This is a genomic window from Streptomyces sp. NPDC051738 (assembly GCF_044453205.1).
Classification (GTDB): Bacteria; Actinomycetota; Actinomycetes; order Streptomycetales; family Streptomycetaceae; genus Streptomyces.
The window spans coordinates 153,749-174,668 of record NZ_JBITCM010000002.1; the positions used below are offsets into that span (position 1 = coordinate 153,749).

A 20,920-nucleotide genomic window follows, 5' to 3' on the forward strand; every position below is an offset into this window, starting at 1 on the left:
ACGCATGGTCCTTGCCGAGAGTACCCGCGAGGGTTCCGGGGAATTGCTGTGAGTAACCGCACAAGCTCACCGAAGCCGCAGCCGCTTGAGGCAGCGGTGGCCGAGGACCCGCACCAGCTCCTTGGACGACGTCTGGTGAACCGAGCGCGACTTGGCGGCCGCGGTGTGCCGCACGGGCGCGGCGGCAGCAGCGGCGAGGGCACCGTAGAGCGCCTGGGCGGCGGCCTCGGGGGCGATGCGCGGCTCCGCCTCGGTGCGGGTCGCCGACTTCTGCGTCTCGGACAACAGCCGCATATCGCCCAGGACGCGCACCCCCGTCCCCCCGATACGCTCCGCGATCTCCGCGCCGATCTCGGCGGCCTCCTCGACGGCCCACCGCGGGGTGCAGATCTTCACGTCGCCGGGACCGGGAGCGCACGTGTTCTTCATATGCATCACGGCGCCGTTCCGGACGAGCTGTGAATAGAGCTCCTCGGGCAGTTCATTGGCGCGGAATTCCTTATTAAGATTCCGCAGCATTTCGGTCTCGGCGAGGGTGAGTGACCGATTCGCGGCGTCCGGAACCGGTCGTAGAAGGTGCGGGGGCAGTCCGAGCAACGCCTCGAAGGTGCGCATCAGCCCCTCCCGGTGCCGGTCGTCGACCACGACGACGGTGACCCGCTCGGGACCGACCACCCGGGCCCAGCGCTCGACGAGCCGGTCGTGCCGGTGCCGGTGCCAGAAGCTGGGGTTGGGCTTCTCGTACGGCGGCTTCCTGAGCATGTGCTCCAGCCAGTCCTCGTAGCCCATGCGCAGACCGTTCTGCACGTACTGCTGCCACTGCGAGGGCATGATCCGCGCCAGCGGGCGCAGCGTGACCAGGACGTGCACACGGTCACCGCCGAGCTGCCCGACGATCCGCCCGATCGTCTCGTCGTCCGGGGCGTCGGCGAAGAACTCGCTGCTGATCACGGACGTACGGCGCCCCGTGGCACGCACCCGCTCCAGCAGCCGTTCCCAGTGCCGCTCGGTGGGCAGGGCGTCGCCCAGCATTCCGGTGCGGGCACAGGCGGCCAGGACCGCCTCCATGGGGTGCCGGGTGGTGGCCGGCCACTCGACGCCGTACCGCGCCATCTCGTCCTTCGCCTCGAACAGCGCGCCCTGGATCGATGTGGTGCCCGTCTTGTGCGGGCCGATGTGCAGCAGGCGGGTCCCGGTGGGCAGCGGGGTGATCACGCCGCCGTTCGCGGGGAGTTCATCTCTCGTACAGTCCGTCTCCATGGTCAGAGGACGGTAAGAGCCCTTCCTGAGACTGTGCTGAGAGTGACCTGGGACACGGATGAGTCCCAGGCCCCCCACCTACGGTGATCGGAGTTACACGACCTCGACGCCCGGCCGCCCCGCCTCCACCCGCAGCCGCGCCAGCGTGCTCGGCGTGGCCGTCTGCTGCCGGACCGTGTCCACGATCCGCACCTGTGCGTCGATGCCGTCCCGGCGGATGTCGAAGAGGTGGTAGCCGCGGTGGGCGTCGAGCAGCTTCCAGTGCGGGTTGTCCGGCAGGCGCGGGTCCCACTCCTTGTGGAAGGCCGCCTGGTCCTGGTCGCCGTTGCTGGAGATGGACGTCCCGACGAACTCGGCACCCACGACGTCGGAGCCCGGGTCGGCGTAGTCCTCCTTGAGGTCGCTGATCATCGTCAGGTGGCGGTCGCCGGTGAACACGACCGGGTTGCGGACGTCCTTGAACTCCCGCATCAGGGCGTTGCGTTCGACTTGGTAGCCGTCCCAGGCGTCGTAGTACCAGAGCTTGCCCTCGCCGACCTGGAGGTCGGTCTCGGCCATCATGATCTGCGAGCCGATCATGTTCCAGCGGGCCGGCGAGTGACGCAGCCCGTCGATGAGCCACTGCTTCTGCTCGGCGCCGAGCATGGTGAGCGACGGGTCCTGCGCCGCCTCCTGGCTCTTGACCTGGTCGCTGCGGTACTGCCGGGTGTCCAGCACGCTGAGCCTGGCCAGGCGGCCGAACTCCAGGCGGCGGTACATCTGGATGTGCGGGCCGTTCGGGATGGCGCTCGCGCGGACCGGCATGTGCTCGTAGAACGCCTGGTAGCCGGCGGTCAGGCGGGCCACGAAGGCGTCGTGCGGCTGCTTGTCCGGGTCCTGCGGGATCTCGCCGGCGAAGTCGTTGTCGATCTCGTGGTCGTCGAAGGTGACCACCCAGGGCGCGCCCGCGTGCATCGCGGCGAGGTCCGGGTCGGAGCGGTACTGGGCGTACCGGTTGCGGTACTGGACCAGGCTGTACGGCTCACCCGTGCCCTCGTGCCGCCGCACACCCGTCGCCGACGGGGTCGACTCGTAGATGTAGTCGCCGACGAACAGCACGAAGTCGGGGTCCTGGTCCAGCATGTCGGCGTACGGCGTGAAGTAGCCGTGCTGCCAGTTCTGGCAGGAGGCCAGCGCCATGCGCAGCCGGCCGCCGGAGCTGTGCGGGTGGGGCGCGGTGCGGGTGCGGCCGGTGGGCGAGAGCTGGCCGCCGGCGCGGAAGCGGTACCAGTACGTACGGCCCGGGCGCAGCCGCCGTACGTCCACGTGGACGCTGTGCCCCAACTCGGGCCGGGCCTGGGCGACACCACGCCGCACCGGTTTCCTGAACCGCTCGTCCTCCGAGAGCTCCCACTCGACGGACACCACGCTGTCGGGCATCCCGCCGCCGTTCAGGGGGTCCGGGGCGAGGCGTGTCCACAGCACGATGCCGTCGGGCAGTGGGTCGCCGGAAGCGACGCCGAGGCTGAACACGCCGTCGGGCAGCGGGGTTTCGGCGGCACGGGCGGCCGTCGGCAGCCACAGCTGGGCGGAGGCCGCGGCGCCGAGCACAGCGGCTCCGGCGGTCAGAAAGCGGCGTCGGTCGGGCGATACGGTTCCGGAAACACCGGTCATCGTGCGAACTCCCCTGCCTCGCTGGCCTCTTGGACTCTTCGGATGCTCACGCCCGTGGGCGGCCTGGCTGCTGAACTGCGAGCTTCGCGTGCATGACAAATAGGGAGACAACAGAAAACCCGTTGCGGCACGGGAACGTGCCCTTGCCACAACGGGTCTGTCGGTGGATCAGTAGTTGAACCCGGACCCCAGCTTCGCGTTCGCCGCGACCGTGCCGAGCGTCCCGGCCCCGAAGGTGAACGAGCCGGTCGGGGTGATCCCGGCCGACGTGGGCCGGAACACCCACACCGACCCAGCGTTCGCGTTCTCCCCAGTCGCGCCGACGACGAGTTCGGCACGGCCGTCCTGGTCGGCGTCAACGAGGTGGGTGGTGCGGCCGAAGACGTCGTCGGTCTCCGCCGCGCCCGGCACGTCGGCGGTGTCCTGGTTGACGCCCGTCGCACCGGCGCCGGTCAGCCCGCTCGCGCCGCCGCGCAGCACGATGACGCCGCCGGCGTCGCTCAGCCCGTCGTAGTCCTCGCCGGGGACGCCGGTCGAGACGTCGGCGTACCCGTCGCCGTTGACGTCGGCGACCGAGACGTCGGAGCCGAAGCCGTCCCCGCGCTCGGCGGCGCCCGGGACTCCGGCGCTGTCCTGGTTGACGTACATCGCCTTGGTGCCGACGGGCCCATCGGCGGAACCCGGGACGAAGGCGACCCGGCCGCCCTTGGGGATCGGGGTGTCGAGGTCGCTGTCGTAGCCGTCCACGGGACGCCCGACGACGATGTCCGCGTACCCGTCCCCGTTCACGTCCCCGAGGTCGAGCGACTCGCCGCCCTGCACCCGCCAGTCCCTGCTGTCCCGGAGCACGACCCCCTCGGCGAGCCCGTCGGCCGTGCCCTGCCAGTACGTGATCCGCCGGGCGTCGTACTCGTCACCGTCGTTCATCGTGCCGACGACGTCGTCGATGCCGTCCCCGTTCACATCGCCGGTCGCCAGATCCAGGAACCGGGGGTCGGAGTCGTCGAGGACGCTCTGCTCCCCGCCGCTCGCGGCGCCGTCCCGCCCGAAGGGCCCCTTGATGACGCGCAGCTTGACCATGCTCTCGACGACCACGAGATCCGGCGCGCCGTCCCCGTTCACATCGCCGACGGTGAGCTCACCCCGCTCGCTGAGCCGGTCGTACGTCTCGTGCCCGTACGCCAACGCGGCCCCGCCCGACAGCCCGTTCGCGCCGCCCCAGACGACCTGGACGAGCCCGGTCTCGGCGCCCCCTTCGACGCTGTCCTCGCCGGTGACACCGACTATGAGGTCGTCGTAGCCGTCCCGGTCGAGATCCTCGCTGCTCACCGCGCTGCCGAACAGGTCGCCCGTCTCGGCGGAGTCGGTGACGCCGGCGGTGTTCTGGCTGATGACCTGCTTGGAGGCGGTCTTCAGCCCGCTTGCCGAGCCGTACACCACGGCGACGTACCCGGCCTTCGTCTTGCCGTCGACGGTCGCCTCGGGCGCCGCGATCGCCACGTCCGCGTAGCCGTCGCCGTTGAAGTCGTCCTGGAGCTTCGCGGTGGCCGACGGGGTGTCCCCGGCCGCGTGGGCGGCGGGCAGAACCGCCGCACCCGTCACCGCCATGACGACGGCGAGTCCCGTGCGCCAGGTTCCTGTGCGCCTGTTCATGGTGCTGTCTCCTGTCGTTTCGTGGGGGGATGTTCGTACGGGATGGGTCTTCGTACGAGGACGTCGTCGCCGTCAGTCCGCCAGCGAGGCCCCGAACTTGGCTCCGGTAGCGGGAAGCCCCATGGTGGCCGAGCCGAACGAGAAGGAACCGCCGGCCGTGATGCCGCCGGAGGTGGCGGAAAAGACCCACACGGAACCGAAGTTGGCGTTCTCCGCCGGGTCGCCGACGACCAGGCCGTCCTTCTTGTCGCCGTTGCCATCGACGAGGGCGGTCTCGGCGCCGAAGAGGTCCGCCTTCTCGGCCGCGCCCGGCACCCCGCTGCTGTTCTGGCTGAACGACTTGACGCCGGTGGCGGTCAGGCCGTTCGCGCTGCCGCGCAGCACCAGGACGGTGCCGGCGTTGCTGATGCCGTCGAAGTCCTCGCCGGGCAGGCCGGTCGCCACATCGAGGTAGCCGTCGCCGTTGGTGTCGCCGATCGACAGCGCCGAGCCCATGCCGTCGGCGCGTTCTCCGGCACCCGGCACACCCGGCGTGTCCTGGTTGATCCACACCGGCTTGCGGAGGGTGGACACCCCGTCGGGACCGCCGTGGACGACGATCAACGCGCCGCCCTTGGTGGGGAGATCGGCATCGCTGTCCATGCCGTCGTTGGAGTGACCGACGACGATGTCGCCGTACCCGTCCTTGTTGACGTCGCCGATCACGACGTCCTCACCGCCGACGATCCGCCCCTGGCCGTCCTTGAGCCAGCCCCTGTGGGTGAAGCCGCCCGGGCCGCCCGTGAGCAGGGCGACGGCGCGCGCGTCGGACTCCTCGGTGCTGGTGGTGCGCACGGCGAGGTCGGCGATTCCGTCGCCGTTGACGTCACCCGCGGTCAGCGAATGGAAGATCGACAGCCGCTCGGGGTCGATGCTGAAGTAGTCCTTCTTCGCGGGCTGTCCGGACCGGGTGAACGGCCCGTGCCACACCGTGCCGTCCCCGCGGTAGGCGGCGGGCTCGTCGTTGCTCCAGTCTTCGTCGCCCTTCGTCACCAGGTCCGGACGCTTGTCGCCGTCCACGTCGGCAACGGTGAACTGACCGTTCCACTCGTTGTACGGCGCCCATGCCAGACGCGTCGGCGCGGCCGAAAGCCCCTTGGGGCCACCCCAGTTGACGACGACCTCGTATCCCTGGTCGATGCCCTCCTGGTACGCCGAGACACTCGACAACAGGTCCGCGTACCCGTCCCCGTCCAGGTCCGCGCTCTGCAGCGCTGTGCCGTATCCGGTCTGATCCCCACGGTTCGTCCAGGTCAGCGCCTGCTTGCGCGAGGTCGACAGCCCACCGGAGGAGCCGTACAGCACACTCACCGCACCCGCCTTCGCCTGGCCGCCCACCGCGGTGCCGGGCGCGCCGATCGCCAGGTCGGGATACCCGTCCCCGTTGAAGTCGTCGTGCAGCCGCTTGGTGCTCGGCGTGGTGGCCGTGGCCTCGGTGGTGGCGGCGTTGACGGCGGGAACCGTGAGCGCGCCCGCGACGAGTACGACGCCGGTGGCGAGGACGAGCCGTCTGCGGCGGGAGACGGACGTGCGGCGGTGGGAACGCGAAGTCATGTGTTTCCTGTCGGACGTGGTGCGAGGGGACTTGGTGTGAGGGGCTGTGGTGTGAGGGACCGTGATGTGAGGGGCCGTGGTGTGAGGGGCCGTGGTGTGAGGGGCCGTGGTGTGAGGGGCGGAAGCCGGCCGGCGAGGCGCGCTCCCGCCTTCGGATGGTGACCGTGAGGTCAGCGCGGGAACTCGGCACCCAGTCGGGCACCGTCCGGGTTCGTGCCGAGCGCCTTGGCGCCGAACACCAGCGATCCCGTGGCGGTGACCCCGGAGGCGGTGGAGCGGAACGCCCACACCGAGCCGGCGTTCGTGTTCTCGCCGGGGGCGCCGACGACCAGGTCGGCCCGCCCGTCGCCGTCCCCGTCGAGCAGGGCGACGGCCTCGCTGAAGTAGTCGCGGCGCTCGGCGGCGCCGGGAACACCCGACGTGTTCTGGCTGAACACCTTCGAACCGGCGCCGGTCGGGCCGGACGCCCCGCCCGGGATCACGGCGACCGTGCCCGCGTCGTCCACCCCGGCGAAGTCCTCGTAGGGGTTGCCGGCCACGATGTCGGCGTATCCGTCGCCGTTCACGTCGCCCACCGCGACGGACGCGCCGAAGAGATCGCCCGCCTCGTCGGCACCCGGTACGCCGGGAGTGTCCTGGTGGATCATGCGCGGATCCCTGGCCGGCAGTCCCTGCGCGGGGCCCAGGACGACACCGACCCGGGAGCCGTACTGGCTCGGGTCGCTCGGCTCCTCGTCGCTGATGCCCGAGCGGGGCCGACCGAAGACGAGGTCGTCACGACCGTCGCCGTTCACGTCGCCGAACTCGATGTCCTCGCCGCCCTCGATCCTGTGGCCCTGACCGTCCCGCAGCGCGGTGAGGGGTTCGAAGCCGTTCCGGGTGGCGTGGAGGTAGTTGAGGGTGTGGCCCGAGTGCTGGCCGCCCGGCTCCCAGTCGGCCGCCATGGTGAGCGAGACGAGATCGGTGCGGCCGTCACCGTCGACGTCCCCGGCCGCCATGTCCAGCACCGAGTCGTCGTACTCGTAGACGGAGAGGTCCTGGGTCCGGGCGGGCACGCCCTCCCGGGTGAAGGGGCCGAACCGCACGCCCCCGGACGAGGCCAGGTCGGTGTGACCGTCGCCGTCGAAGTCGCCCAGGACGCTGAAGTGGGTGGCGAAGGCGTGCCCCGGCTGCAGGAGCGTTCCGCCGGACAGACCGGCGGCGGAACCCCACAGCACGGTCTGGCTGCCCGTGCGCGCCTGGCCATCCCACGTCCAGTCCTCGCCGGACGCGGGCACCACCAGGTCGGTGTAGCCGTCGCCGTCCAGGTCGGCTGCGACGATCCGGTCGCCGAAGTGGTCGTCAACCTCGGGCGTGCCGGGGATCCCGGGCGAGGCCTGCGTGATGACCTTCTTGCTCGCGAGATCCAGCCCGTGCGACGAGCCGTACACGAGGGCGACATAACCGGCAGCCTTCTTCCCGCCGACCGTGGCGAGCGGGGAGCCCGTGACGAGATCCTCGTACCCGTCGCCGTTGAAATCCTGCCGCACACCCGCCGCCGCGGCCGTCTGCGGTTGCTCCTGCGCCTGTGCCTGTGCCACGGGCAGAGCACCGCAGACGGTGGAGAGCAGGGCGAGCGCGACGGCACACCGTGTTCTGTGCGAGGCAGGCAAGGGCACGTCTGACTCCGGTTGTCGCAAGGGCAGTTGACGGCGGACGAGGATCAAGATCCTCATCCGCACCGCCCAGTACGACTCACCACGAAGCACAGGGGTTGCCCTGCGGTACCTCGCAAATTTCCCCGACGTTCACCTTTTCAGCCCGTCCGGCTTTTCAGCCCGTCCGGCGTTTGAGGACAAGGCCCCTTAAGGGCCGAAGCGGGGGTCTGGGGGCGGCAGCCCCCAGCAGGGCCCGCACCAACGCCGGACGCCCCAGGATCAGAACGGCTCGAAGTCGTCGTAATCCCGAAGGGCCTCGTCCCGCTCGGCATCCCGGTCACGCCGCCGCTGCGCAGCCGGCCGCGGCGCCTCGAAGCGGTGGTCCTCGCCACGCCGCCCCAGCATCTCCGCACCGGCCGTCAACGTCGGCTCCCAGTCGAAGACCACGGCGTTGTCCTCGGGCCCGATGGCGACGCCGTCACCCGACCGAGCCCCGGCCTTCATCAACTCCTCTTCGACACCGAGCCGGTTGAGCCGGTCGGCGAGATACCCGACGGCCTCGTCGTTGTTGAAGTCGGTCTGCCGCACCCAGCGCTCGGGCTTCTCACCGCGCACCCGGAACAGCAGCTCGCCGCCGGCCTCCTCGCGGGTCACGGTGAAGCCCGCGTCGTCCACGGCCTTCGGCCGGATCACGATCCGCGTCGCCTCTTCCTTCGGCTTGGCGGCACGCGCGTTGCCCACCAGCTCGGCCAGCGCGAACGACAGCTCCTTCAGCCCGATGTGCGCCACCGCCGACACCTCGAAGACCCGGTATCCACGGGCCTCCAGATCCGGCCGCACCATCTCGGCGAGGTCCTTGCCGTCCGGTACGTCGATCTTGTTCAGGACCACGATCCGGGGCCGGTTGTCCAGCCCGCCGTACTCCCGCAGCTCCGCCTCGATGATGTCCAGGTCGGAGACGGGGTCCCGGTCGGACTCCAGCGTCGCGGTGTCCAGGACGTGCACGAGCACACTGCACCGCTCGACGTGCCGCAGGAACTCCAGGCCCAGGCCCTTGCCCTGGCTGGCGCCCGGGATGAGACCGGGGACGTCGGCGATGGTGTAGACGGTCGAGCCCGCCGTCACCACGCCCAGGTTCGGCACCAGCGTCGTGAAGGGGTAGTCCGCGATCTTCGGCTTCGCGGCGCTCAGCACCGAGATCAGCGACGACTTCCCGGCGCTCGGGTACCCGACCAGCGCCACATCGGCGACGGTCTTCAGCTCCAGGACGATGTCCTGGAGGTCGCCCGGCTCACCGAGCAGCGCGAACCCCGGCGCCTTGCGCCGCGCCGACGCCAGCGCATGGTTGCCGAGCCCGCCCCGGCCGCCCTGCGCGCCGACGTACGACGTGCCGTGCCCGACCAGGTCGGCGAGGACATTGCCCGCCTTGTCGAGTACGACGGTGCCGTCCGGCACGGGAAGGACCAGGTCCTGCCCGTCCTTGCCGGACCGGTTGCCGCCCTCGCCGGGCTTGCCGTTGGTGGCCTTGCGGTGCGGGGAGTGGTGGTAGTCGAGCAGCGTGGTGATCGACTGGTCCACGGTGAGGATCACGTCCCCGCCGCGCCCGCCGTTGCCGCCGTCGGGGCCGCCCAGCGGCTTGAACTTCTCACGGTGAACGGAGGCACAGCCGTGGCCTCCGCTACCCGCGGCGACATGCAGCTCGACGCGGTCCACGAAGGTGGTCATGGGATGTGCCTCCAGTTACGTACGGGGTGTTCTTTGAGAACTAACACGCGAAAGGCGGACCCGCTTCCCGTGAGGGAAGTGAGGTCCGCCTCGCGAAAGCTTCCGATCAGGCGACCGGAACGATGTTCACGACCTTGCGGCCACGGCTGGTGCCGAACTCCACCGCACCGGCCTGCAGCGCGAACAGCGTGTCGTCGCCGCCACGACCGACGCCCGCACCGGGGTGGAAGTGGGTGCCGCGCTGACGGACCAGGATCTCGCCCGCGTTGACGACCTGACCACCGAAGCGCTTCACGCCGAGGCGCTGAGCGTTGGAGTCACGACCGTTACGGGTGGACGATGCGCCCTTCTTGTGTGCCATCTCTCCTCAGTCCCTTACTTCGCAGCCGCGGGGATCTCAGTGACCTTGATCGCCGTGTACTGCTGGCGGTGGCCCTGACGACGGCGGTAGCCGGTCTTGTTCTTGTAGCGAAGGATGTCGATCTTGACGCCCTTGTGGTGGTCCACGACCTCGGCCTGGACCTTGATGCCGGCCAGCACCCACGGGTCACTGGTCACAGCGTCGCCGTCGACAACGAGCAGGGTCGAGAGCTCGACCGTGTCGCCAACCTTGGCAGTGGAAATCTTGTCAACCTCAACGATGTCGCCGACAGCAACCTTGTGCTGGCGACCACCGCTGCGCACGATGGCGTACACGCGGATCTCACTCTCTCGCTCGGGAACGGCACCCCCGCAGTCCAGCCGCCCGGCTCGCGAGTGGCCTCTCCGGAACACAAAGTGCTCTGGAGGAAGAGGTTTACGGGGATGTGGCGTGCCTCTACATGCGGACACGCCGACGGTCAAGGTTACGGGGCCGTGGCCGAGGGGGTCAAACCGGGCCGGGCCCCACGAGAGTGCGGCCGGTCACAGGGACCGGCCGCACCTCGCATCACTCGTAGCTGAGCGTCACTCGTCGGCGAGCATCAGCCGCCGATGAGCATCACTCGTCGGTGGCGGCCGAGACAGTGGTCTTCTTCGCCGTCGACTTGGCCGCGGCCGTCTTGACGGTCTTCGCCGCCTTCTTGGTCGTCGCCTTCTTGGCGGCCGTCTTCTTGGCCGCTGTCTTCTTGGTGGCTGCCTTCTTGGCCGTGGCCGTCTTGGCCGTCTTACGGGCCGTCTTCTTGGCCGGAGCGACCTCCTCGACGCCCTCGTCGGCAGCCGGGGCCTCCGCCTGAGCCTCGTCGCCCGCCGGGACGACCACCACGGCCGCCTCCGCGGACGCGGTCGGCGCGGTGGCCTTGCGCACGGCGCGACGGCGCGGGCGGGCCGGAGCGGCACTCTCGGCGACCGCCTCGGCCGGAGCCTGCTCGGCCTGCTCGACCGAAGCCGCAGCAGGAGCCGCGGCCGCAACCGAGACCTCCGCCACCTGCTCGGCCGCAGGCGCCGCGGTCTCGCTGACCGTCACCACGGCGGCCTCCGCACCCGCGGGCGATCCGGCGGGCGCCGACACCTTGCGGGTCGCGCGACGCCGCGAACGCCCCTTGGGCGCGGCCTCCTCAGCGGCCGGAGCGGTGGCCGCAGCCTCCGTGACCGGCGCTTCGGCACCCGTGACCTCGGCGGCCGGGGTCTCGACGACCACGTCCTCCATGGCCACCGGCTCGGCCTTCGCCGCTGCCGCCGACTCCGGCTGCACCGGGCGGGCGATCTCCTCGGCGACGGTCACGTCCTGAGCCGTGGCAACCCTCTCGGGCTTGCGGGGCGCGCCCGCCGGAGCGGACACCCGCCGGCCGCCACGGCGCCGCGAACGACCGCCCCGCCCGGCTGCGGCCTCCGCCTCGGCGACGCTGCTGTACAGCTCCTCGTCCGGCGCGAAGGCGGGCTCGGCCAGCGCGGCCGGCTCGGCGACCTCTGCGGCCACCTCGGCCTCGGTCTCCGCCTCCTCCTCGGCCGTCTCGACCGGCTCGGCGGCGACGGACGCCTCGTGCACATGCTCGGGCCCGGCACCGGCACGCGCGCGCTTCTTGCGCTTGCCGCCGCCACCGCCGCCGACGGCCGTCGGCTGCTCCATGTGCACGATGACGCCGCGCCCGTTGCAGTGGACGCAGGTCTCGGAGAAGGACTCCAACAGGCCCTGCCCGACCCGCTTACGGGTCATCTGCACGAGCCCCAGCGAGGTCACCTCGGCGACCTGGTGCTTCGTACGGTCACGGCCCAGGCACTCCAGCAGACGCCGCAGCACCAGGTCGCGGTTGGACTCCAGCACCATGTCGATGAAGTCGATGACGATGATGCCGCCGAGGTCGCGCAGCCGCAGCTGACGGACGATCTCCTCGGCCGCCTCCAGGTTGTTCCTGGTGACCGTCTCCTCGAGGTTGCCGCCCTGACCGGTGAACTTGCCGGTGTTGACGTCGACGACGACCATCGCCTCGGTCCGGTCGATCACCAGCGAACCGCCGCTGGGCAGCCAGACCTTGCGGTCCAGCGCCTTGGCGAGCTGCTCGTCGATCCGGTAGGTGGCGAAGACGTCGACCTCGGAGGTCCACTTCGACAGTCGGTCGGCGAGGTCGGGCGCGACGTGTGAGACGTATCCGTGGATGGTCTCCCAGGCCTCGTCACCGCTGACGACGACCTTGGAGAAGTCCTCGTTGAAGATGTCCCGGACGACCCGGACGGTCATGTCCGGCTCGCCGTACAGCAGCGTCGGCGCGTTGCCGTTCTTGGACTTCTTCTGGATGTCCTCCCACTGCGCCTGCAGTCGCTCGACATCGCGGCGCAGCTCGTCCTCGCTCGCGCCCTCGGCGGCGGTGCGCACGATGACGCCCGCGTCCTCGGGGACGATCTTCTTGAGGATCGTCTTCAGCCGGGCCCGCTCGGTGTCGGGCAGCTTGCGGCTGATGCCGGTCATCGAGCCCTCGGGGACGTACACGAGGTAGCGGCCCGGCAGGGAGACCTGGCTGGTCAGACGCGCACCCTTGTGCCCGATCGGGTCCTTCGTCACCTGGACGAGCACGGACTGACCGGACTTCAGGGCGGACTCGATGCGCCGCGGCCCGTTGGCCATGCCGAGCGCCTCGAAGTTGACCTCACCGGCGTACAGGACGGCGTTGCGTCCCTTGCCGATGTCGATGAAGGCGGCCTCCATCGACGGCAGCACGTTCTGGACCTTGCCCAGGTAGACGTTGCCGACGTACGAGGTCGACTGCTCCTTGTTGACGTAGTGCTCGACGAGCACGTTGTCCTCGAGAACGCCGATCTGCGTACGGTCGCCGTGCTGCCGGACGACCATCACGCGCTCGACGGCCTCACGGCGGGCCAGGAACTCGGCCTCGGTGATGATCGGAACGCGACGGCGGCCCTGCTCACGGCCTTCCCGGCGGCGCTGCTTCTTGGCCTCCAGGCGCGTGGAGCCCTTGATGGACTGCACCTCGTCGGACGGCTCGGCACCCCTTTCCCGCGCGGGACGGGGCTCACGGACCTTGACGACGGTGCGCTCGGGGTCGCCCTCGCCGGGCTCGCTGTCGGCGGCGGTGTCACCGGCACGACGCCGACGGCGACGGCGGCGACGGCTGCTGGAGCTGGAGCCGGCACCCTCGTCGCGGGCGTCCTCGTCGTCCTCTTCCTCCTGCTCGGCGGTGTCCTCGGCGTCCTGCGCGGCCTGCGCGGCGGCGAGTTCCCCGGCCTCCGCGTCGCCGCCCTCGGCGTCCGCGGTCTCACCACGACGACGACGACGGCCACCACGCCGACGACGCCGACGCGACCCGGTCTCCTCGGCCTCGTCGACTTCCTCGCCCTCGGCAAGTTCCTCGGCGGCCTCGTCGGCTTCCTCGGTCTCGTCCTCGGCGGCTACCTCGACGCCCTGGGCCTCGGCCTCCTCGCCGAACGCGCCACCCCGGCGCCGACGACGACGCCGCGACGCGGCGGGCTGCTCCTCCGGGAACTCCTCGACGTCCTCGGCCTCCGGCTCCGCCTCCGCTGCCGCCGCGGCGGCAGCGGCCCGCTGGGGCGTCTGGAACTGCGGCTCGGTGAACACGGGCGCCTGGAACACGGCCATCGCGGGCCGGGCCGGGCGCGGGGCCTCGGACTCCTCGTCGGCGGTGGCCCGAGCGGGCTCGGCGAACCCGGCGGCGGCACGGCGCACGACGCGACGGCGACGGCGCGGGCCGGCTTCCTCGTCGGCCTCGGCGGCGGGCACCTCGGCGGGCTCGGCGGCCTCCGTCTCGATGCGGGAGGTCACGGGGGTCTCCGCGATCACCGGCGTCTCGGCAGGGGCCTCGGCCTCGGCGACGGCGGCCGCCTCGGGCGCGGACACCCGCCGCGTGGCACGACGACGCGCACGACGGGGGGCGGCCTCCTCGGCGGCCTCGTCCGACGCGACGGGCGCGGCAGCCTGAGCCGGCTCCTCCGCCTCAGCGGTGACCTCGGCACTCACGGGCGCCTCGGCGCTCTCCTCGGCCGCGGCGGGCGCGGCTGCCCGACGGGTGGCACGACGACGCGAACGACGCGGCGCCTCCTCCTCGGCAGGGGCGGCGGCTTCCTCAGCGGCAGGCACCTCAGCGGCGGCAGCCGGCACCACGGTCTCGGCGGTCTCAGCGGCCTCCTCCGCGGCCGGAGCACCGGCAGGCGCGGACGCCCGACGGGTGGCACGACGACGCGTACGAGTCGGCACGACCTCCTCGGTCACCTCCGCGGGCACTTCGGCAGCGGCCTCGCTCTCCTCCTCGGCGAGGGAAGCGGCAGCGGCAGCGGCAGCAGCCGGGACTACGGTCTCGGCGGTCTCGACGGCAGCCGGCGACCCGACGGGCGCGGACGCCCGACGAGTGGCACGACGACGCGTACGACCGGCAGGCGCGGCCTCCACCGTCTCCTCGGCCTCTTCGGCTTCCACGGCCTCAGGAGTCACCTCGGCCGCAACGGCCTCGACGCTCTCCTCAGCCTTCTCGGCCTCATCGCTCAACGCCGCTACATCTGCGGCATCGGCGACCGGTATGGCCGGCTCGACCACCTCTGCGGACTGCGCCTCGGCGCCAGCCGTCGGCGGACCCGCCGGGCGGGACGCGGCACGGCGCCGACGACGCGGCGGCAGGGTGTCGCTGGGAGTGTTCAGTTCGGAACCCTCAGTGGGTTCGGTCGGTTCGAGCATGCGGGCGTTTCTCCCGTCAGGCTCCCGGGCGCCGCGCCTGGTCCGGCGAAATGCCGGTGACGTCCGCGGCTCGCGCGATGCGCGACTGCCGCCGTCCGGGGCGCGGGCGCCGCACGGGAGCTCTCTGTGTCCTGTCTCACCGGTTCCGTACGCCTCATGCGCACGGCCTGGCGAAAGTCTTGTGGTCGGTGCGCTGCCCGACCCAGGTGGCTCCCGAGTACGAGGGCGGCGCTTCGACGTACGTCCCTACGCGGAACCTTCCTTACGCCGGCGCCGTCGCGGCGGCAGCGGTCTCGGCCTCTGATGGGGCCGTCGCTGCCTCGCGGTCGGGCGCGAGCGGGTCGGTCACCGTGCTGGTCTCTTCATCGAACAGCCCCTGCGCCAGCCTGGTCACCGCTGCGGGGACCGGCGGCGCCAGGTCGGCCACGGCGCGGAGACCGGACAGGACGTCGTCGGGTCGTACGGCAGGCGTCACGTGCCGAACAACCAGCCGCAGTATCGCACAGGGCTGGTCGGTCGGCCTATCAGCCGTCGAACTGTGTGTTTCTGTTCCTTCGCTGCTTTCCAGGTGGACGACCGCCGAGCGGGCGTCGAAGGTGCGCACGCCGTTCTTGGTCATGCGCTGGACCTCGACGACGTCGGCGGCGTTGAAGGCGGCGACCGCGCGCCCGGCATCGGCCGGATCCACGCCGACGAGCCGCAGCTCCCAGACGGACGCCGTGAGCCGGTCGGCGAGCCCGGAGGTCCGGGCCTCGACCGCCTCGATGACGTCGAGCCCGGCGGGCATCGACTCGTCGAGGAGCACTCTCAACTGCTCCGGATCGCGCGCTTCGGTGAGCGCGATCTCCAGGTACTCCGCCTCACTGCCCGTGCCGGTGGGTGCGGCATTGGCGTACGACACCTTCGGATGCGGCGTGAACCCCGCCGAGTACGCCATCGGCACCTCGGCACGGCGCAGCGCACGCTCGAAGGCGCGCTGGAAGTCACGGTGGCTGGTGAACCGGAGGCGGCCGCGCTTGGTGTAACGCAGTCGAATGCGCTGCACCGCGGGTGCGGGCGGCGGGCCTTCGGGCTGTCGCTTGCCCAGTGTCGTTCAGTCCTTCGTGAGAGCGGTCGTACTGCTACCAAGAGTACGTGTCTCGCGGCCCCGAGGTTCCCGCCCGGCGACGGCCTCCCGCTGCTTCGGCTCCCCGAACACCATCCGCCGGAAGTCGGCGCGCGCCTGCCGGGCGGACTCGCGGGCGGCGGTGAGGGCCTGCCGGGTGGCTCGCCCCACACTCCGCGCCGCCTCGGCGACGGGCCGTAGCACCGCGTCCCGCACGACGTGCCCGATCGGCGTGAGCACCATCCGGTACACCCAGCGCACCGGCTCGACGAAGGTCCAGCGGAAGAGAGTCGCAAGGAAGCGCCCCACGGCGAGCGAGATGTGCCCGGCGATGCGCCACGCGTGCCCGAGCGCGTCCCAGATCTCCCTGCCGATGACGGCGAGCACCCGGCCGACGGGCGCGAGGACCCAGCGGTACAGGGCCAGCGCGGGCAGTACGAACAGCACGCGGGCGATCCAGTACAGGGCGACCCCGATGCCGGTGACGACCGAACTCACTACCCACACAAGGCCCTTCGCGCACCAGGCGATCGCCCGCCCGACCGGCGTGAGGATCCACTCGTACACCCACAGGGCGGGCACCACGACGAGATACCGCACCAGCCACGCCAGCGCGCCGAACACGCCGATCCCGATCGCGGCGAGCACCGCGCCGAGCCCCTTGAGGACCCACATCACGGCATGCCCGACCGGCGTGAGCACGCGCGCGTACACCCACGCCAGCCCGGCTCCGATCCCTCGCGCCACCCACGCGCATGCGTGCCCGATGCCCCGGGCCACCCACGCACACGCGTGCCCCACCGGAGTCAGCACATACCGGTACACCCACACCGCGGGCACGACGACCAGCACGTTCCCCAGCCAGGCGAGCCCCTTCGCGAGGGGCACGACGACATACCGCCACAGCCCCACGAACGGCCACACGAACACCGCCCGCCCGAGCCACAGCAGCGCCCGCCCCACCGGCCGCAACACCGTGTCGTTCAGAAACCGCCCGGCGACGACGAGCGCGTCCCACACCATCCGCACCGGCACGACCAGCACGAGCACGACGATCCGCACCGGCAGGCGAATCGCGACGGCCAGACACCCTTCGGGTTCCTGGCGCGGCGGTGGTGGTTTCACGAGGTCCATATCGTCGTAGACGCCGAAAAGGCCCTGGTGGATGCAGATCGGAGCAGGATCCGACAACTACTTCCCACGACCTTCACGACCAGTGGCCCGCCGGTACTGGCCGAAGGCCGAGACGGCCGGAGAGGTCGAGGGAGATGTCCAGAAGGTCACGGTCGGCCCGTAGGAGCCGTCCTCCTCGTCGCTCACCTCGACGGTGATCTCCGGTCGGGGTGGCGCGTGGACAGAACTCCCTGCCAGCACTCCCCCAGGGCCAGCGCGAGTTGGGGCAGTTCCTCCCCGAGCCGATCGTCGTCCATCAGGGGGGTGTTACCGAAGGTGGACCACAACTCGACGTGATTGGTGACGGCTTCGATACGTTGCCGATCGTCGCCCAGGTTCGTGAACCAGTCGTCGACGGTGCCCTGGTACTGCTGACCGTTCTTGATCAGCTGGGACGCTTCCTGCTGCGCGGAGCCACCGGTGCCGGACCCCTCACTGTTCATCTTCAGCGGCTCGACCGCGGAGTCGTTCGCGGCGTGCTGGGCGAGGTCCACGGCACCGGCGCCCGCCAGGCCGACGCCCGTGGCGATCCCGGCGGCGGAGACAGCGTTGAGGGGTACTCCGGCGACAGCACCGACGCTTGTGGCGTCCAGGGCGATGCCGAGACCCTCACCGCCTGCGCTGTCGCCCAGATGCTGGATCATGGCGTTCCCGAAGGAGGCAAGGTCGTTGACAACGGTCTTGCCACCGTCGACCAGCCCTTCACCGGCATCGCTGAAGAAGTCACCGACCGCGGACCAGAATCCCGGACGCTCCGGGGCGGGCTCCGTGGCCTTCTTCACCGACGTGGCCGCGGTGTGCCCCGCGCTTTCCACAATCCTGAAAGGGAATCTCGGTGCTGTCCCCTCTGCTGCGCGCCTCACCGACTTGCCGAGCGCGGGCATTCTTGGCAGTTGCGGCGGCCGCCTCACCTCGCGTGAATTGGGATATCGCCTCGTCGGCGCGCTGCTGGGCCGCGTGCAGGGTGTGGACGTATTCGTTCAGGGCATTCGCGGCCGCATGGAATTCGTTGCCTGCTTCGACCCATCTGGCCGGCTGGCCATGGAACCGATCACGGAAGGCATCGGCGGCTTCACCACGCCAGCCATTCTCGGTGTCGATTTTCACCAGCCCTTCGCCGGCTTCTATGAGTACGTCACCGTAGGCGAGCAGCGACTGTGCCGTCGTGGCCAGAGCATCCGGCGCACCCGGGACGAGCTCGCGGGGATTCGACGTCTCGCCGAGCCGGGCCATCAGGACGCCCCCGGGTCCGCTCCGGACGAGGACTGCAGAACTCCCTGAGCCGAGAGTTCAATATGCCGCTCAGCCGCCTCATAACTCTTGACGCAGTGATTCAGCCGGTCGGAGACCTCTGCCCCGTCAGAGGCCAGGTGGGAGACACCGATGTTCCACCGATCACAGAAATCGACGACCGCCGTGGCCAGTTCATCGTGTCCGAAATCGATAGTCAACGCCCTCCCCCATACTCAGTTCCCGAACCGAGTCACCCGACACGAACCCATTAAGGACCGCAATCGAGAGAAGAGGCTAGCAACGGATCCGAGAGGCCGGACCGGGCAAGATCTGATTTGAGAGGGAATTTGATGTTGAGTTCGACGCCCTTCACGCTCTTGAGCGTCGTGGGGTAGTCACCCCTGGCGGTCTGGCCAGGGTGCTCAGATATCGGTTATCCCGGCTTCTGAACGGTCGTCCAGCTGGAAGCCGACGAGGTCCGCACGTTCACCGCGGGGTTCCTGCTTCTCCTCCTGCGGTGCCTTCTCCGTGGCAGTCCCACTGGGCGCAGAAGTAGTGCTCTCATCGCCACCCCCAGCGCGATCACCCAGCGCTGAGCCCCCCTCCGATCAAGAGGGGGGCTCAGCGGTCGCCGCAGGAGGCGTAAGCCAGGTCCACGAAACTCAGGCAGCCAACTCGTCCTCACTCGCCTCTGCCAGGGCATCAACCACCCGATCGAGTACGCCACTCACCTCAGTGCGAGTGACCGCTCGGCGTCGGCCCAGCGTTCTTCACCGTCAGCGGCAGCAGTTTCTTCCCGGTCGGCCCGATCTGGATGTGCGTGTCCATCTGCGGGCACACCCCGCAGTCGAAGCACGGCGTCCACCGGCAGTCCTCCACCTCGGTCTCGTCGAGGGCGTCCTGCCAGTCCTCCCAGAGCCAGTCCTTGTCGAGGCCGGAGTCCAGGTGGTCCCAGGGGAGGACCTCCTCGTACGTCTTCTCACGTGTCGTGTACCAGTCGACGTCCACGCCGAAGGCGGGCAGCACCTTGTCCGCGCAGCTCATCCAGCGGTCGTACGAGAAGTGCTCGCGCCAGCCGTCGAAGCGGCCGCCGTCGTCGTAGACCGCGCGGATGACCGCGCCGATGCGGCGGTCGCCCCGGGAGAGGAGGCCTTCGACGATGCCCGGCTTGCCGTCGTGGTAGCGGAAGCCGATGGAGCGGCCGTACTTCTTGTCGCCGCGGATCTTGTCGCGGAGCTTCTCCAGGCGGGCGTCCGTCTCCTCGGCCGAAAGCTGCGGGGCCCACTGGAAGGGGGTGTGGGGCTTGGGGACGAAGCCGCCGATCGAGACCGTGCAGCGGATGTCGTTCGAGCGGGAGACCTCGCGGCCCTTGGCGATGACCTTCGTCGCCATGTCGGCGATCTGCAGGACGTCGTCGTCGGTCTCCGTGGGCAGGCCGCACATGAAGTACAGCTTCACCTGGCGCCAGCCGTTGCCGTAGGCGGTGGCGACCGTCCGGATCAGGTCGTCCTCCGAGACCATCTTGTTGATGACCTTTCGGATTCGCTCCGAGCCCCCCTCGGGGGCGAAGGTCAGGCCGGAGCGGCGGCCGTTGCGGGTCAGCTCGTTCGCCAGGTCGATGTTGAAGGCGTCGACGCGGGTGGAGGGGAGGGACAGGCCGATCTTGTCCTCCGTGTAGCGGTCGGCCAGGCCCTTCGCGACCTCGCCGATCTCCGAGTGGTCCGCCGAGGAGAGGGAAAGGAGGCCCACCTCCTCGAAGCCCGTCGCCTTCAGGCCCTTGTCGACCATCTCACCGATGCCCGTGATCGAGCGCTCCCGGACCGGACGGGTGATCATGCCCGCCTGGCAGAAGCGGCAGCCGCGGGTGCAGCCGCGGAAGATCTCGACGGACATGCGCTCGTGGACCGTCTCGGCCAGGGGGACCAGGGGCTGCTTGGGGTACGGCCACTCGTCGAGGTCCATGACGGTGTGCTTGGACACACGCCACGGGACACCCGACTTGTTCGGTACGACGCGGGCGATACGGCCGTCGGGGAGGTACTCGACGTCGTAGAACGCCGGGATGTACACCCCGCCCGTCTTCGCCAGACGGAACAGGACCTCCTCGCGGCCACCCGGCCGGCCCTCCGCCTTCCACTGCCGGATGATCTTCGTCATGTCGAGCACGGCCTGCTCACCGTCGCCGATGACGGCGGCGTCGATGAAGTCGGCGATCGGCTCGGGGTTGAAGGCCGCGTGACCGCCGGCCAGGACGATCGGGTCGTCGACGGTCCGGTCCTTGGACTCCAGCGGGATGCCGGCCAGGTCCAGGGCCGTGAGCATGTTGGTGTAGCCGAGCTCGGTGGAGAAGGACAGGCCGAACACGTCGAAGGCCTTCACCGGGCGGTGGCTGTCCACCGTGAACTGCGGGACGTCGTGCTCCCGCATCAGCGCCTCCAGGTCCGGCCACACGCTGTACGTGCGCTCGGCGAGGACGCCCTCCTGCTCGTTCAGGACCTCGTAAAGGATCATGACGCCCTGGTTGGGCAGCCCGACCTCGTACGCGTCCGGGTACATGAGCGCCCAGCGGACGTCACAGGACTCCCACGGCTTGACCGTGGAGTTGAGCTCTCCGCCGACGTATTGGATCGGCTTCTGCACATGCGGGAGCAGCGCTTCGAGCTGCGGGAACACGGACTCGGCAACCGCAGCGGCTTCGGCAGGCATCTCGCGAACCTTCGTGAGCGGGACTGAACTGACAGGGGTGACCATCTAGCCTAACGCGATCGC

The 20,920-nt window shown here is 70.3% G+C and carries 14 protein-coding genes; all 14 read right to left on the reverse strand.

Annotated features, from left to right (window positions below; translation table 11 throughout):
* Positions 1-66: 66 nt before the first annotated feature.
* Positions 67-1,260: a hypothetical protein gene (locus tag ACIA8X_RS05325; RefSeq protein WP_393451356.1), complete on the reverse strand. Its 1,194-nt coding sequence runs from the start codon at positions 1,258-1,260 to the stop codon at positions 67-69.
* A gap of 93 nt (positions 1,261-1,353) precedes the next feature.
* The gene (locus ACIA8X_RS05330) at positions 1,354-2,913 is read right to left on the reverse strand and encodes an alkaline phosphatase D family protein (protein WP_393451359.1); all 1,560 of its coding nucleotides are present in this window, start codon (positions 2,911-2,913) and stop codon (positions 1,354-1,356) included.
* Between the two features lie 168 nt (positions 2,914-3,081).
* Entirely contained in the window at positions 3,082-4,566 is a 1,485-nt protein-coding gene (locus ACIA8X_RS05335) for a VCBS repeat-containing protein (RefSeq protein WP_393451362.1), read from the reverse strand.
* Between the two features lie 72 nt (positions 4,567-4,638).
* Positions 4,639-6,159: an FG-GAP-like repeat-containing protein gene (locus ACIA8X_RS05340; protein WP_399457819.1), complete on the reverse strand. Its 1,521-nt coding sequence runs from the start codon at positions 6,157-6,159 to the stop codon at positions 4,639-4,641.
* 170 nt (positions 6,160-6,329) lie between these two features.
* Positions 6,330-7,817 carry an FG-GAP-like repeat-containing protein gene (locus tag ACIA8X_RS05345; protein WP_399457820.1) on the reverse strand — a complete coding sequence of 496 codons (1,488 nt, stop codon included), beginning with the start codon at positions 7,815-7,817 and terminating at the stop codon, positions 6,330-6,332.
* Between the two features lie 258 nt (positions 7,818-8,075).
* Positions 8,076-9,521 carry a GTPase ObgE gene (gene obgE / locus ACIA8X_RS05350; protein WP_393451371.1) on the reverse strand — a complete coding sequence of 482 codons (1,446 nt, stop codon included), beginning with the start codon at positions 9,519-9,521 and terminating at the stop codon, positions 8,076-8,078.
* A 106-nt stretch (positions 9,522-9,627) separates the two neighbouring features.
* Positions 9,628-9,882, reverse strand: coding sequence for a 50S ribosomal protein L27 (rpmA, locus tag ACIA8X_RS05355; RefSeq protein ID WP_030051735.1), 255 nt, complete (start codon positions 9,880-9,882; stop codon positions 9,628-9,630).
* A gap of 14 nt (positions 9,883-9,896) precedes the next feature.
* Entirely contained in the window at positions 9,897-10,217 is a 321-nt protein-coding gene (rplU, locus tag ACIA8X_RS05360; protein WP_007381993.1) for a 50S ribosomal protein L21, read from the reverse strand.
* A gap of 283 nt (positions 10,218-10,500) precedes the next feature.
* Positions 10,501-14,640 carry an Rne/Rng family ribonuclease gene (locus ACIA8X_RS05365; protein WP_393451374.1) on the reverse strand — a complete coding sequence of 1,380 codons (4,140 nt, stop codon included), beginning with the start codon at positions 14,638-14,640 and terminating at the stop codon, positions 10,501-10,503.
* 262 nt (positions 14,641-14,902) lie between these two features.
* On the reverse strand, positions 14,903-15,685 hold the full coding sequence (locus ACIA8X_RS05370; protein WP_393451377.1) for a TIGR03936 family radical SAM-associated protein: 783 nt from the start codon (positions 15,683-15,685) through the stop codon (positions 14,903-14,905).
* A gap of 48 nt (positions 15,686-15,733) precedes the next feature.
* Entirely contained in the window at positions 15,734-16,879 is a 1,146-nt protein-coding gene (locus tag ACIA8X_RS05375; protein ID WP_393452077.1) for a hypothetical protein, read from the reverse strand.
* A gap of 182 nt (positions 16,880-17,061) precedes the next feature.
* A complete protein-coding gene (locus tag ACIA8X_RS05380) occupies positions 17,062-17,700 on the reverse strand; it encodes a hypothetical protein (RefSeq protein ID WP_393451380.1) in 639 nt (212 codons plus the stop codon).
* A complete protein-coding gene (locus ACIA8X_RS05385) occupies positions 17,642-18,151 on the reverse strand; it encodes a putative T7SS-secreted protein (protein WP_393451383.1) in 510 nt (169 codons plus the stop codon). Before ACIA8X_RS05385 ends, ACIA8X_RS05380 begins: the two co-directional genes overlap by 59 nt.
* 732 nt (positions 18,152-18,883) lie before the next feature.
* On the reverse strand, positions 18,884-20,857 hold the full coding sequence (locus tag ACIA8X_RS05390; RefSeq protein WP_393451386.1) for a TIGR03960 family B12-binding radical SAM protein: 1,974 nt from the start codon (positions 20,855-20,857) through the stop codon (positions 18,884-18,886).
* Positions 20,858-20,920 lie beyond the last annotated feature (63 nt).

Excerpts from the sequence above, each read along its gene's own strand:
- ACIA8X_RS05330 (WP_393451359.1), bottom strand. The coding sequence starts at position 2,913 with ATGACCGGTGTTTCCGGAACCGTATCGCCCGACCGACGCCGCTTTCTG.
- rpmA (WP_030051735.1), bottom strand. The coding sequence starts at position 9,882 with ATGGCACACAAGAAGGGCGCATCGTCCACCCGTAACGGTCGTGACTCC.
- ACIA8X_RS05375 (WP_393452077.1), bottom strand. The coding sequence starts at position 16,879 with ATGGACCTCGTGAAACCACCACCGCCGCGCCAGGAACCCGAAGGGTGT.
- ACIA8X_RS05385 (WP_393451383.1), bottom strand. The coding sequence starts at position 18,151 with ATGGCCCGGCTCGGCGAGACGTCGAATCCCCGCGAGCTCGTCCCGGGT.
- ACIA8X_RS05335 (WP_393451362.1), bottom strand. The coding sequence starts at position 4,566 with ATGAACAGGCGCACAGGAACCTGGCGCACGGGACTCGCCGTCGTCATG.
- obgE (WP_393451371.1), bottom strand. The coding sequence starts at position 9,521 with ATGACCACCTTCGTGGACCGCGTCGAGCTGCATGTCGCCGCGGGTAGC.
- ACIA8X_RS05365 (WP_393451374.1), bottom strand. The coding sequence starts at position 14,640 with ATGCTCGAACCGACCGAACCCACTGAGGGTTCCGAACTGAACACTCCC.
- ACIA8X_RS05325 (WP_393451356.1), bottom strand. The coding sequence starts at position 1,260 with ATGGAGACGGACTGTACGAGAGATGAACTCCCCGCGAACGGCGGCGTG.
- ACIA8X_RS05390 (WP_393451386.1), bottom strand. The coding sequence starts at position 20,857 with ATGCCTGCCGAAGCCGCTGCGGTTGCCGAGTCCGTGTTCCCGCAGCTC.
- ACIA8X_RS05340 (WP_399457819.1), bottom strand. The coding sequence starts at position 6,159 with ATGACTTCGCGTTCCCACCGCCGCACGTCCGTCTCCCGCCGCAGACGG.